Source organism: Cupriavidus sp. GW822-FHT02D05 (assembly GCF_058802485.1).
Map to the genome: position 1 here is coordinate 152,837 of NZ_JBXAOE010000009.1, position 13,616 is coordinate 166,452.

Here is a 13,616-nt window from a genome sequence, read left to right on the forward strand (position 1 = left end):
ACAAAGAAGGAGCTTTTTACACCCCATGAAGAATGCACCGGGTCGGAGCTGATCTGCCAGATTTTCATCTGGCTTAGTTGGAGAAGATCAAGTGGTGAGCCGATGTCCATTCAGGCGAGCCTTTTTCAGGTTACGGTATCGAGTTTAATTGGAGATTTTTGGATATGCGAAGTGCAAGCGGTAAACCCGCATATGGAGAAGGAAAACAAGCTTTGATTGAAGCTGCGATTCGTTTGGTCGCTCGAGAAGGGCTTGGTAAGTTGACGAATCGGTCTCTGGCCTCTGAAGCCGGCGTTACCAGTGGAGCACTGCAGCATCATTTCAGATCTGTTCATGAGGTGGTAGATAGTGCGCTTGAGTACTGCATGAATAAATCGCGAAAATCTGCAAAGGAATCGCATTCGGTCTCGGATTTTCTCGAGGCCATCTTCAGTGACATGCTGGAACAGCCAGAAATTGCGCAATTTCAAGTGGAAGTATTCATCGCCGCCCGTCTCCGACCAAAACTTTCTGTGCTGGTCGCGAGGCATCAAGAATCGTATCGGGAGATATCTCGTGAGGTGCTTGGTGCTTCGCGCATTGCTTACGATGAGGGACTTATCGAGATCATCATGGCAGCAGTCGATGGCATTGTCTTTCAATCCGTAGTATTTCGAGAAGATGAGAGTCAGCGCTCTCGAACGAATCAGCAGATCGAAGCACTGAATCAGATCATTTCCAGCTATTCCCTATGCCACGTTAGTTGAAGCAAATCATATCCTTTATTAAATATCCAGCGAGGAGAATGGGAATTGGGTACTAATATGGAGATACTCACAGCAAAGGTGCTCGCCGCAGATGCGCGGGAAGGGCGGCAGTGACAGTCAGAAACCCTACTAGTAGCAGTACCTGCAATCCGACTGCGAGTTGGTAACCTCCCGCCGGGTCATCAACACCAAGCCGAGCAAAGAACAGCCCACCTAGTGCCGCAATACCGGCCGCGGAGGAGACTGACTGGACGGCGGCGAGCGTGCCGGCCCCGGAGCCGGCCTCATTGCTGTCTACTGCGCTGATGACAATTGTGATGAGCGATGCGATGATCATCCCGCCGCCCACGCCTGAGAGCGTGAGCGCTGGTATCAGCCGTTGCAATTCAAAAGGACTGTTGGCCAAAGTGAGCCATAGCCAGACGGCGGCGGCGATCTGGAGCAATGCGCCAATCTGTAGCACCCGCTTACCGATGCGCTCCAGCAAAAATCCACCGGCGAGCGCTGAGCCGACGAGGGTTCCGATTGCGAGCGGCAGTGCGGCGAGTCCGGATTGGCCTGGGGTAAAGCCGTGCCCGAGTTGGAGAAACAGCGTGAGCACGAGTTGCGCGCCCATGAATGCTGAGAAGAACAGTGCCATCGCAGCTATCCCGCCAGTGAACGCGGGCTTTGCGAAGATTCCCGGCTCGACAAGCGGGACGCGGCCACGGCGCAGGCGAGCGCGCTGCTGGAGAGTGAACGCAAATAGGCCTACGCCTGCTGCGGCCAGGCTTGCCCAAGTCCACAACGGCCAGCCGGTGTCCTGCCCCTGGATGAGCGGCAGCACAAGCATCCCTGATGCCGTCGCGATGAGCAGGGCGCCAGCGATATCGATGTCGCCAGTGTGTGCCTGCGTGCGTTCCTGGGGCAAGAAGCGCCACCCGATCGCGAGCGCGACCAACGCGATCGGCACGTTGACCGCGAGCGCGAATCGCCAGCCGAGTCCGAAAAGATTGGCCTGGACAATGCCGCCCCCGATCACGGGCCCTGCGACTGCGGCCACGCCTAGCACAGGTCCAAAGATCGCTAACGCCTTCGGAAGCTCATCCGGCTCGAACACCTCTCGCAGTAGCGCGAATCCCTGCGGCAGCAGCAAGGCGCCCGCGGTGCCTTGCAGGAAGCGGCCCGCAATGAGCAAGTCAATGGTTGGCGCGGCCGCGCACAGAATCGATGCTAGCGCGAAAGCCGTCAGGGCTGTCAGGAACATCTGGCGCCGGCCGTAGATGTCGCCGAGCCGGCCCCCGACGACGAGCCCAGCGCCCATGGCAAGGGCATATCCGCCGATTGCCCACTGCAGTTGAGTCGAGCTGGCGCTGAAGTCGTGCTCGAGCGCGGGGCCGGCAACGTTGATGATGGTCGCATCCAGAACGTCCATGACCTCGCCAGCGAGCATGACTACGAACACCAGCCATCGATAGCGATAGCGTGCGGGTATCCTTGTGGATGACGGAAAGGCGGCAACGTGAGACATCTATACTCCTGTTAGGATCGAGAGAGGAGGAAGAAGGGGCTCGCTGGGACGGCCAGTGCTAGGCTGCTTGGAAAAACTCGTACGAGCGTGGGGGGCCAAGCACGGTCGGTCTATGCCGGGCGCAGGGTATGTTCGAGGGGGGGAGATCGGCAGCCCCGCGAGCGCGATGACGATCGTCGGGGACGCTCCCATGAGTCCTTCAGGCAGCCATGAGCACTAGGGACAGTCCCATGAGCAGCGGCTCGAAAGCCGCCACGTTTTCCGCGAGGGTGTTCTGTGGTCGGGATCGCAAGACCACGGCCGTAAGGACTATGCCGGCGACCAGCAGCGCAGTCGAAGGCAGGACAATCGCCCAGGCATTATCACCAACCGACAGAAGAGCCATCTGATGGTGATGGTGGTGCTGCTGCTGCAGGGTGTCGGCCGTGTTCATCGCTTCTTGGTGGCGTAAGATCAGTCCGGCCATCGCAACGGAGGCAACCGTTCGGAAAACCCGCAGCGCCGGATCATAGACAGCTTGACCCGGCCATCCGGCCACGCCGGCCCAGACTCCAGTCCCGACGATCAGAATGGCCACGAAGGACAGTGGCATAACATGCGTGTAAGCTGCGTCGATCATGCCGATGACCATCACGAAGGCGCACACGATGCTGGCCACCGTCCGGCATTTGTCCAGCAAGGCACATGAGGATGCGCAGATCATGACGAGTAGCATGGGAATTGCGGGCATCGTGTTCATGCTGCGGCTTCCAGAGACCGGAACCGCGACCCGTGGAACACCAGCGGCTCCAATTCGGTGGCGGTGCGAATCGATTGCACTTCGAGTAGAACGACCTCGTGATCGCCTGCGGGATGTTCGGCATGGATGGCACATTCGAACGACAGCGCGGCATTCTTGATGAAGACCGATCCCGAATACGTCCTCTCGATGTCGACGCCGGTCCAGCGTGCGTCCTTGTCCCTGCTTGCAAGCTGCCGACAGATAGTTCCCTGATCGGCAGCAAGAATCGAGACACCTATCGTCCTGGCTGCGCGTAGCAGCGGCCATGTGGTGGATTGACGCTGGACTGCGCAGGAGACCAGGGGCGGAGCGAGGGAGATTCCTACGCTGAAGGTGGCGACAAGAAGAACGTGGTCCACGCCATCCACGTGTGCAGCGAGCGCTGCCAGACCGGATGGGTATTGGGCGAACGCCTTTCGCAGAGCGACCTCGTCAGAGATACAAGGTGCGGTTATCATACTTCGTTTACTCCTTATCGAGTTCCCGTGAACGCAAAGGACTCGGGAAATGAAGACCGGCGGCGGGTCGCAATTGCAGGATGCGGCACCACCAATACGTGCTTCACGTGTGGTGACTGGATAGGGTTTTGCATTTACGGGCGGGCCCAGTCCGCAGTGCCTAACCGCGCAATTTCGCACGACGAGGCGCTGCGGCGCGCCGGCAGGAAACACCGCCGGACGAGAACGCTCCTGCAGGTCACTTGCCGTGGCTACAGTCCTTCTTGGGCGAGCAATGCGCTGCCTCTGTCGGGGGCACGTCGAGGGTGGGATTGCGCTCGAAGAAGCCGGACGGGAGCAGGGCGACTTTGGCATGGTCTACCGGCATGACGGGCCAGTCCTCGGAGCGGGGAAAATGGGTGAGGCCGAATGTGTGCCAGACCACGATGTCCTCATCTTCGACAGACTCATTGCGCGCCGCATACTGCGGCAGGCCCGTGCCTCCGGGACTCTGGTTTACAAGATAGCCAGCCGGCCAGTTTTCGTCGCGCCGGTACTTCGTGACCCACAGGCTCTTTGTGGCGAACTTCGCTCGCTGGGTGATTCGCGCATCGGGGCTGGACAGCAGCAGCGGATTGCCGGCAGTGTGCAACACATACGATGGTGCCTGGCCGAGCCGGTTTTTTGTCTCGCTGCTGGATATTCTCCAGATTCTCCCTTTCTCGTTGGCCGTGATACGCTGAGCCTCGCCTTCAGTCCTTAGGCGAGTGATGTTGCGCTCGAAAGCGCCGCCCCAGATGGGCTGGGTGCGATCCATCTCGATGGGCTTCGCCTCGATTTCATCAACCGAGTTGCGCGTTCCGTCGATGGTTGTATCTAGCCTTAGGCTGAAGAGGTGCTGGTGGGCGGTACCGGCTAGGCCCGGTGCTACCAGGGGCGCCGGATGCGGATCGCTGTCGCGAGCGCCGGCTGTGACGACTAGGCCATTGGCCTTCACTTCGAGCTCAATCTTGCCGTCGAGGTAGAAGTGCCAGTAGAAGCCGTAGTCATAGTTGCCTGCGGTCAGGAAACACGAGACGACCAGGCGACGCTGTCGACGGACGTCGCTATGGCTGTGGTCGAACGGGTCAGTATGCTTCCACAACACGCCGTAGTCTTCTTCATGGATGCAGATCCCATTTGGGACCACAACTGGTTGGCCCAGATCATCGGCAAAGACGACATCCTTGTAGACAATTTCGCCAAGACAGTCGCAGCCCAGCTTCAGGGAGTTGGCGAAGCGCCCGAACTGGTACTCGCCTGCATCGAAGTAGTTGATCCAGCCCCGGGTCGGCGAGAAGTCGCCGTAGTTAACCACCATTTCCGCCACGGATGCGCGGTAGAGGATGGGACGCTTCGTGCCCTTGTCCTCATAGGAGACCTGGTGGATGGTTAGCCCTTCGCGGGCGTTGTATCCGATGCGGAAGTTCCAGTTCTGCCAACTCATCTCGTTGCCGTCTAGCGTGAAGCTCACGCCCTCCGGTTGCGAGATGACGATCGGCTTGAGGCCTTCGCGTGGTGCAGGCAACGATTCCGGTGTGTGGATTTCACCCGACTCGGTGGGAATGGCGTAGGGACCCGTGTCGATCACACGGAGGACCTTGCGGTGGGTCAGATCGATGTCCACACGCAGGCCTTCGATCGGGTGTCCCCAGAAACTGGCCAAGGTACCAAATTCAGCCGTCGGGGCCAAATAGGGAACCACACGGGAGATACGGATGCCAACTTCATCCGCGTAACCGAAAGTGCCACCGGCGAGCGGCAGGCAGCGAACTCGCTCTAAATCCGTCACCCCGTGGGCGAGCAGCGCCTCCTGAACCGACGGGTCCTCTAGGGCAATAGACCCGGACTCCATGACATCCTCGAGAAGGAATGGGCCCGTGCCTTCGGCCACCTGGTCGATCTCGCGGCGCTCAACGAGGCTGCCTGTCGTGACATCGGCACACACGTATTCGAGTTTCCCCGTCACGGTGTCATAGAGCACGGCCGATACTTCGCGCGCGACGACATCGCCTGCCTTGAACTTCAGGACGTCGGACTTGTGAGGCTCCCTCAGGAGGACATAGCCGAAGCGACTCGCTTCGCTGGCGATCTCCGCTTCGTGGACGATTTCCTTGAAACGGCGAATCTCCGCGGTTGTCAGCGTATCAAGCGGATGTTTGGGGATATCTGTCACAATTTGATCGTCTTTCGATTTCGTCATGATTTCAGTAATCATCAAATGAGGTGAAGGGATTCCCTGAGGGACTTTCCGCGATATTCCGTTCGTGTTACGCCAGCTTTCTGAAGGGCAGGTACCAGCCGGTTGACTACGTTGTCGAGATAAGTTCCCGTGAGCTTGCTGCCATGGATAATCATTACGCCGTCGCCGCCAACTTCATCCATGGTTTCGATCATGCTCTGCGCGATTTCCTCGGGCGTTCCATACCATCCGGTGCTACCCCCCGCAATGAACTGGATGACGGCCTCTCGCAGGCTGATTCCTTGTCGGCCCAGGTTCTGGAATTCCTGGAACATGCCGGTATGGCCCGACGGCGCAATATCCGAAGGAAATGGCTCATCCAAGGGAAATTGGTAGAGATCGAGATTGAAGGTCGCCGACATAAACGCCAGTGCGTAATCCACCTGCGCGTCGGTCAACCGCCGCGGAGTTGACGGATCGACGTCGTCGGGACGAAAATCCAGGAACGAAGCAAACATGATCTTGACATCGTCGGGATTTCGTCCGAATTTCTCAGCTCTCGCCCTGATGTCATTGCGATACTCCTTCATACCTGCCGAGCCGCCCTCGGCAGGTGCGAAAACGAGATCGGCGTGCTTGGCGGCAAAATCCCGGCCCCGGTCGGAGGAGCCGGCCTGCACGATAAGGGGATGGCCTTGCGGTGACGGCAGGACATTCAGCGGGCCACGTACCGAGTAGTATTTTCCCTTGTGGTTGATCTCACGGACTTTCGAAGGATCCACATAGGTATTGGCCTCGATGTCGCGAACCAGCGCGTCAGGTTCCCATGCGGCCCACAGTTTCTTCGTCACATCCAGAAACTCGTCGGCCATTTCATAGCGCACCTGGTGCGGGGGCAGATCCTCCATGCTGAAGTTTTGAGCGGCCGTTGTCTCCCCAGATGTCACGACATTCCAACCCACGCGCCCTCCGGACAGGCTATCGACCGTCGAGAGCTGGCGGGCGAGGATAAAGGGGGGATAGAAAGTTGTCGATGCCGTGGCGACGAGGCCGATGTGTTTCGTTGCGCCCGCCAGCAGCGGCAGCAGCGCCAACGGATCATGCTTTGGAGAATAGATGTTGAAGCGCAGATCGATATCCATCTTGCCACCGACCTGGCTTGAGACTGTCGAGGTGTCTTCAAAAAAAATGAAATCGAACTTTGCAGCTTCCAGCTTCTGAGCAAGCTCGACGTAGAATTTTCCATCCCACCATCCATCACCGTTGAGCCGATCGCTGGTGGCCTGCCAGGACGGTGGGCCGAAGGATGCGAAGAAACCGAGATTAAATTTTTTGTGTGACATATGTGCTTCTCTGAGTGTTTGCGTTCTTGCAGCCGGCGAGAGGCATTGAATGATGGACTCGCCGGCGGTTAGCGACGCTAGCAGGCCGTTCTCCGGGAAATCAGTTCAGCCAAGGACGTCGGTCCATTCCCTGATCTCGTGTGAAGCGACGATGCCGCCCTTGACGAATGGATCGTTGGCAACAAAGTCCTCAGCGGCATCTTTACTGGTGAAAATCCCCATCGATCCCTGACCGATCAAATCCGCAAAGGCGCCAAATGAAATCAACTTGCCTTGCTCATGGAATGACTGAGCGTGCTGCAGGTGAGAGGGAAATAGCTCCGAAGCCGCGGCCTTTCCCATAGCATTTGGATCGGGCTTATAGAAAATTACATACTTGATGGTTGCCATGCTGCTTTGCACCTCTGTTAAGGAGAAAATGGAACTGGCCGTTCATGCGAATGAATGGCCTCTCATCAATCCGCATCCATCAAACATTTCATTTGAAATGTTTGATGGATGCTATGAGAGCAAGCTGTATGCCAGGTGCATCCTGCCGATTTCGCCCGAAATTCGGTCTTTTCGGAGGGCGGGACGACCACTTCTTTATGCGTCACGCACGAAATTGGTGTCGAAGGACGTGTTTTGGTGCGTGTCGGCAACCGGTTTGCGGATGGATAGCCCTCCATGGGCATTGGTCTTCCAGTGATACCGCGTGCCGAAGCTGCGAGGTCTCGTTGACTTCATGGACCACCGGACTTCGCAAAGCGTCCTTAGCAACCAGTACTTCAAATCAATTGCCAGCGTTGCAGCCTGAGCTTTCAGGACACACCACTACCCGCGCACCGTCGCGGCGTTATGTTGCCCAAGCCGCTGTCCGCGAGCCGGCCTCGATGGCGGCTGGCCGAACCCTATTCAGTCTTCGATCCATACGCCTAAAGCGGGGCAAAGCGGCGACGCGATGAACGCATTCACGGGCAATGGGGGGACGCCGTCGTTCGTCGTGAGATCGGAGATGGTCATTGAGCACGGCAGTTCGGATTTGCAGAAGGGCGTGCGCTTGCGACGGGCGTCGGGCCATCGGTTGCCGCTAACAAAGCGCTTGCTGACCACCAAGCTGACGGGGCAGTCGAATGGAAGTGACTTTTCCGCCTCGATGCTGCGGCGGAAGCTGGAGGGCGGCATCTAGGTGCCATGATGGCGTGTCGAAACGCCATCGCGTCCACAGGAGGGGAAGCCCATCTCCGTTGTTACCGTGGATATAGATCTCGCCAAAAGCGTGTTTGCTGTTCACGGTGTCGATGCGGCAAAAAAGGCACTTATCGTCAATCTGTCAGTAACGACCATGCCAATCGCCGAGTTACCACCTTGCTGGATCGGCATGAAGGCTTGCTCGGGCGCACATGATTGGGCTCCGCTATCTCGCTAGCGAGGTCATACCATCAAGCTGATGGCGCCCAGGCTGGTTGCGCCATACTGCATGTTCGGGACGCGTGGCAAGAACGACGCGGCCGGTGCAGCGGCGATCTGCGAGGCGGTGACCCACGCCAACATGCGTTTTGTGCCGACCATGGCCGAACACCAGCAAGCCATCCACTGACCCGCCGGAGGTCTTCTTGATTTCTCCGCAATTGGCTAGGGAAGCGATTCCCATCTCCCGTGCTGATCTCGAGGTAGGCGCATAGAAAATATGCAATTAAATCAATTACTTGCATTTTTTCAATTCTCCAGACCTAAAAAGCCGACATCATGCGGGAACGGGTTCCCAGAATGTGCGGATTCTCGGCGAGTGCAGTGACCAGTTCGGCGTGCCGCCGGAACGGCACGAAGTCGAACTCGCCGTCGGGCGGTTCATGGGGCCATTCGATCACAACGAGTTCGATCGGTCCGGTGCGAGTCATGTTGGACAGCGAGTTTGCTCAGGCGGGAGTGCGCAGTCCGGAGGATGTGATCTAGCGCTCGTCGATTTTTGCAACGCTGCAACTCTTGCAGTCTAGAGAGGCGATCGCGATGTTGCCGGAGTCGGTCGTGCGGGATCACGTCAAGGTCCGATTGCCGACAACGTTGCCGGTGGTGGGGGGATTTAAAGGCGTTTGGGGTGTTGACGCAGAAAGACGAAGCGCTTTCAGAAATCGCAGCGACATTTGTTGGACATCTTCAATGCAGAGCCGTGTCCAAAGTAACTGCCGGCTTGCCCAAGTGGCGCCGTGCGCGACGGGCTGCCAAATCAAGTTGGCCTCCTGTGATTCTCGTTGCTGGGCAAGGCGGCGATCGCTGGTCTGCAAACAGCACGAATGGGCAGCGCTTGTTCTGTGCCGGGGCATCCGAGTTATCAACGTTGGGCGCCGAGTTCACCAGAGCACTCGATTGAAATCGGGCCATCGCCTCACCTGACCGCTGCCTTGGTCGATCTGCATGAGCTGCAAGGCGCGCTCGGCAATATTGCGGACCGATTGCCGCGGCCCCTCCCAGACCTCGCCCGCGAAGCACTAAATGATCCTGACTTCCTGGGCTTGGTTGACGATGTGCAGGAGCGGCACATCGAGCATGCCCTCACCCATGGGGTGTACAGATTGAAGCCGGACGAGCTTGGTATCAAGTCACTACCGCCACGCACTGCACCATAAAAGTGCATTAATAGTCATACGGAATTCACAATGGTTGCGTAGCATTCGGCCGATCCCAATGTCCCGGGCCCTTGCGCCCGCTCCTCATGTTTCCTCCAAGTTCCCTCCGTGTCCTGACCGCCGCGCTGATCGGCGCCACGCTGCTGACCGCCTGCGGCGGTGGCGACGACGCCACCGCCACTTCGGCAGTCGCGCAGCCGCTGTCGATTCCCGCGGCGCCCAAGGACCTGGGCTTCGTCGACTCCGCACCGGTGGCAGACCAGGCCGCCGTGCTGCCCTTCGTGGACTACGCCTACACCAACCAGCGCGGCGATGCGCGCTATGCCACCAAAGAGACCAATGCCGGCGTGCGGGTGCTAAGCGGCTTCCTGGATTTGTGGAAGCCCACCACCCTGATCGTCGATGCAGGCGTCACGGCGCCCGCTAACGGCAGCTTCCCCGCGGTGGTGGCATCCAGCTGGACCGGGATCCCTGGTGACAGTACCGACGGCACCATCCTCAACGCCAGCGTGCTCGGTGCCAACATCCAGTACGTGGCCAACGTGACCGCGCAGCGCACCGCCGCGCAGGAACTGGCCGCCTACCTGGACGATCGCCGCAACAAAGGGTACAGCGTCAGCGACGGCCTGGGTCCGCTGACGGCCACTTGGCAGTCGGCCGCGCAACAGACCACCACCATCACCAGCATCGCGAGCGACGCCACCACCGTGTTGTACAACGACGGCGGCAACAATGTCGGCGTGGGTGGCAGCACCAACACCAGCTTCGGCACCGTGGTGGACTTTGTCAGCAACATCGGCGAGAACGGCTCCACTGAGCCGGCCAAGCGCTTCTACAAATACGCGCGGCCGTGGCGCTGGAGCAGCAGTGTCAATGTCGTCCCCGCGCTGGTGCCGGCCAAGAGCGCCACGCCCGCCACCGATGGCGGCTTCACCAGCGGCCACACCGCCGAAGCCGTGCGCGATGCCATCGCAATGGCCTATGCCGTACCGGAGCGCTTCCAGGAAATGGTCACACGCGGTCTGGAACTGGGCGAGAACCGCATCGTCGCCGGCATGCACTCTCCGCTGGATGTGGTCAGTGGCCGCATGCTCGGCCAGGCTACCGCCGCGGCTAGCATCGCCACCGGCGCCAACGCGGCGCGTAAGACCGCAGCTTATGACCAGGCCCATAGCACGCTGATGGCCGCAGCCAAGGCGGACACGAAGCTGGCCTTCAACGACTTTGCGCATTCCGGCACTACGGCCACGGACCGCTTCGCGGACTACACCACCAACAAGGCCAACTACAACCGCCGCATGACCTTTGGCTTCGCGCAGATCGCCGATACTACCAAGCCAGCGGTGGTCCCCAAGAGCGCCGAGGTGCTGCTGGAAACGCGCCTGCCTTACCTGGATGCTAATCAGCGCCGCGTGGTTCTTAAGACCACCGCGATGCCGTCGGGCTATCCGGTGATGGACGACGTTGAGGGCTGGGGACGCATCAACCTGTTTGCCGCAGCGGATGGCTACGGCGCGTTCAACGGTGACGTAGTGGTCAACATGGATGCCAGCCAGAGCGGCTTCAACGCGCTCGACACCTGGCGCAACGACATCGGCGGCGCCGGCAAGCTGACCAAGCAGGGCAGCGGAACGCTGCGCCTGGGTGGCCAGAACAGCTACACCGGCGGTACGCAGGCCGCGGCCGGCACGCTGCAGGCGCTCTCGGCTACAGCATTTGGCAAGGGTGACGTCTACCTTGGCGGCGGCACGCTGGCTTCCAGCGCCGACGCACAACTGGTGATCGCCGGCGCCTACACGCAGCTGGCCAACACCACGTTGCAGCTAGACTTGGGCAGCGGTGGCGCCGGCCGCGTTGCGGTGAGCGGCATCGCCACCGTGGCCGGCGGTACGCTGGCGGTGAACTTCCGCAGCGGCTTCCGCCCGTCGGTGGGGGACACCATCAGCCTGCTCTCCAGTAGCAGCCTGAAGGGGCAGTTCACCACCATCTCGGTGCCAGGCTACAAGACCACGGCCATCTACTCGGCCACGGGCTTGTCGGTGCGGCTCGACGGGACGCTCTGATGTTGTGATGATGAAGAATGCCGCCTTCGGGCGGCTTTCTTGGTTTCCCGTGACGTTTCCATTGCCGATGAAGAGCCAATCGATCTAAGAAGTGATTATTTATTTTTTTTAAGTCCGACGTCTGACGCGTTGGCTCTATCAAGGCCAATCCGAGATTTCGGTTCTAAGGGCAGCATAGCTGTCGAGAACTTTGCGCTGCGTATGTGTATCTTCGATGTGCACTCGTCTGGTTGGACGGCACTGCGGACTCATCGGAATGAGGGATCACCTAGGTACAGTGTCCAGACCAACCGTCGACTCGGAGCAAACGCAAGACGAATGTCGACGGCGCGCCGTTCGCAGCATTGCTTGCTCCTTACACCTCAGAGATCAGGAACTTATCTCGATTCTTGCCGAGACATGCCGGGGCGCGGCCGCGGTCCGGCGTGGTGGCCCCTGTCTTGGGGGCCGGTACTTCGGGGCCAATCCAGCATGGACCTATTGAGAGCGATTTACTGATTAGAAACCGCTTGTTCCAGCCGTTCAGCGCCCCATCAAATCTGATGTCGAGACCTCGTTGTCGATTTCATTACGCGCCGCACGCATAGTGGGGTGATGTATGCCGGCCCAGTTGTATAGCGCAGTAAGTGGAGCAATGAGGCTCTCTCCAAGCTCCGTCAGTTCATACTCGATACGAATCGGCTCCGTGGAGGTTACGCGCTTGCGCAAAAGGCCGTCGCGCTCCAGATTCTTCAGGGTCAGCGTCAGCATGCGCTGGGAAATCCCGCTGACGTAGTGGTGAATATCGCTGTAGCGTCGACGTCCCGAGTGGAGCGCACCAAAGACCTTTATCGACCATTTGTCCCCTATTCGAGCTAGTGTGTCAATTAACGCGTCGCAGCAGGGGTTCGCTGGCATGCTCTCGCGAGCACTTCTGTGATTGGAGTTCAAGAGTATGCCCCACTAGTCGGTTAGGTTGGGAATGGTATCTCAACTAGCCGATCTTTTGTTCATCCTATATCCGATGCTGATCGTGTGAGACACGTGTTGAATCCGGCGGCAGGACCGGAAGACTCATCGCCCATTTTTTGCCCGCGCGACGAGTGGCAGGTGAGCGGAATCTGACGAATTACCTAGAACGGCCTTAGTTCAACACGATGGCATGGAAAACCGAAGTTTTCCGAATCTTCTTTCTATCTTCCAACCGGTTTCAAATAGCCGCGAGCCACGTGAAGCTTGAATCGATGGTAGTACGGCCTCCCCATCTCGCTCTCATGCCGAGGTTCATCCAGTGAATAGAATAACGTCGCGACAAAGATAAATAATAAATATTCGCTATAACCGCTGCCAAAGGCAGACTGAACTCGACGAAGAACGTGATGGCACGCAATAGCGTGAAGCGTCGCTGCTTTCTCGAAACAACTATCTCGGCGTTTTCTTGGGATTCAAGTGCTAAGTCTCCTTCGGAGAAAGTTGATCCTCGCTCCTGCTCTCGGCCGTCAGAAAGGCCACGTCGGTAGACTCATACATGACTTTCGTGATCCTCGTTGTCCCAACCAGGTGCCACGCGAACTCATACGAGAATTCATTTCTGGATTTCATCCATAATTTTTCCATTGAATACAAAAGAAGTCTTCCACAGAAAGGCGAACAAATATGTTCGTTAATTAATCAGCCAATTTATAACAGACAATTTTGTTCGTGTGGATAGCAGATATCTATAATCGAATCCCTTCGTTTGGCACCAGCGTTATAGACGTTACAGTGACGGCTCATTGGGTGCGCGATGGCAGCGTTGCATAAAAAGCATGATGGAAATGCAAAAAATTAATATAAGCAGAACACTATTATAGTGTTTCTCAGGGCGATAGCTTTATTAGGCAATTCAATAAATGATTGTGGAAATTGATCAATACATAATCGCTGTATT

11 protein-coding genes and 3 pseudogenes are annotated in these 13,616 nt (G+C 58.1%); 4 read left to right on the top strand and 10 right to left on the bottom strand.

Annotated elements, in window-relative coordinates:
- Positions 1–164 precede the first annotated feature (164 nt).
- On the top strand, positions 165–746 hold the full coding sequence (locus tag AC1RQK_RS14080) for a TetR/AcrR family transcriptional regulator (protein ID WP_492809414.1): 582 nt from the start codon (positions 165–167) through the stop codon (positions 744–746).
- Between the two features lie 67 nt (positions 747–813).
- Here AC1RQK_RS14080 and AC1RQK_RS14085 read toward each other — a convergent pair whose 3' ends face one another.
- The 7 genes and pseudogenes from AC1RQK_RS14085 to AC1RQK_RS14115 all read right to left on the bottom strand — a co-directional run.
- Positions 814–2,256, bottom strand: a complete 1,443-nt coding sequence (locus AC1RQK_RS14085) for an MFS transporter (RefSeq protein ID WP_492809415.1) — start codon at positions 2,254–2,256, stop codon at positions 814–816.
- Between the two features lie 199 nt (positions 2,257–2,455).
- Entirely contained in the window at positions 2,456–2,995 is a 540-nt protein-coding gene (locus tag AC1RQK_RS14090) for a hypothetical protein (RefSeq protein ID WP_492809416.1), read from the bottom strand.
- On the bottom strand, positions 2,992–3,495 hold the full coding sequence (locus tag AC1RQK_RS14095) for a flavin reductase family protein (protein ID WP_492809417.1): 504 nt from the start codon (positions 3,493–3,495) through the stop codon (positions 2,992–2,994). The genes AC1RQK_RS14090 and AC1RQK_RS14095 overlap by 4 nt, the downstream gene beginning before the upstream one ends.
- Before the next feature lie 238 nt (positions 3,496–3,733).
- Positions 3,734–5,716: a primary-amine oxidase gene (locus AC1RQK_RS14100; RefSeq protein ID WP_492809418.1), complete on the bottom strand. Its 1,983-nt coding sequence runs from the start codon at positions 5,714–5,716 to the stop codon at positions 3,734–3,736.
- Between the two features lie 14 nt (positions 5,717–5,730).
- Positions 5,731–7,038 (bottom strand): NtaA/DmoA family FMN-dependent monooxygenase, encoded by a 1,308-nt coding sequence (locus AC1RQK_RS14105; protein WP_492809419.1) that lies wholly within the window; start codon positions 7,036–7,038, stop codon positions 5,731–5,733.
- A gap of 105 nt (positions 7,039–7,143) precedes the next feature.
- Positions 7,144–7,428: a YciI family protein gene (locus AC1RQK_RS14110; RefSeq protein ID WP_492809420.1), complete on the bottom strand. Its 285-nt coding sequence runs from the start codon at positions 7,426–7,428 to the stop codon at positions 7,144–7,146.
- Between the two features lie 538 nt (positions 7,429–7,966).
- Positions 7,967–8,139: pseudogene (locus AC1RQK_RS14115) on the bottom strand (ISKra4-like element ISBte1 family transposase); the annotation flags it as partial.
- Between the two features lie 118 nt (positions 8,140–8,257).
- Between AC1RQK_RS14115 and AC1RQK_RS14120 the strand changes: the two are divergent.
- Positions 8,258–8,608: pseudogene (locus tag AC1RQK_RS14120) on the top strand (IS110 family transposase); the annotation flags it as partial.
- A gap of 142 nt (positions 8,609–8,750) precedes the next feature.
- Here the strand turns inward: AC1RQK_RS14120 and AC1RQK_RS14125 are convergent.
- Positions 8,751–8,918 carry a hypothetical protein gene (locus AC1RQK_RS14125; protein WP_492809421.1) on the bottom strand — a complete coding sequence of 56 codons (168 nt, stop codon included), beginning with the start codon at positions 8,916–8,918 and terminating at the stop codon, positions 8,751–8,753.
- A gap of 351 nt (positions 8,919–9,269) precedes the next feature.
- Between AC1RQK_RS14125 and AC1RQK_RS14130 the strand changes: the two genes are divergently transcribed.
- Entirely contained in the window at positions 9,270–9,644 is a 375-nt protein-coding gene (locus AC1RQK_RS14130) for a hypothetical protein (protein WP_492809422.1), read from the top strand.
- An 86-nt stretch (positions 9,645–9,730) separates the two neighbouring features.
- Positions 9,731–11,707 (top strand): acid phosphatase, encoded by a 1,977-nt coding sequence (locus AC1RQK_RS14135; RefSeq protein ID WP_492809423.1) that lies wholly within the window; start codon positions 9,731–9,733, stop codon positions 11,705–11,707.
- A gap of 355 nt (positions 11,708–12,062) precedes the next feature.
- Here AC1RQK_RS14135 and AC1RQK_RS14140 read toward each other — a convergent pair.
- Both AC1RQK_RS14140 and AC1RQK_RS14145 read right to left on the bottom strand, forming a co-directional pair.
- Positions 12,063–12,158, bottom strand: a pseudogene (locus AC1RQK_RS14140) (DNA-binding protein); the annotation flags it as partial.
- Positions 12,159–12,229: 71 nt separating this feature from the next.
- Positions 12,230–12,604, bottom strand: coding sequence for a winged helix-turn-helix transcriptional regulator (locus AC1RQK_RS14145; RefSeq protein WP_492809424.1), 375 nt, complete (start codon positions 12,602–12,604; stop codon positions 12,230–12,232).
- Positions 12,605–13,616 lie beyond the last annotated feature (1,012 nt).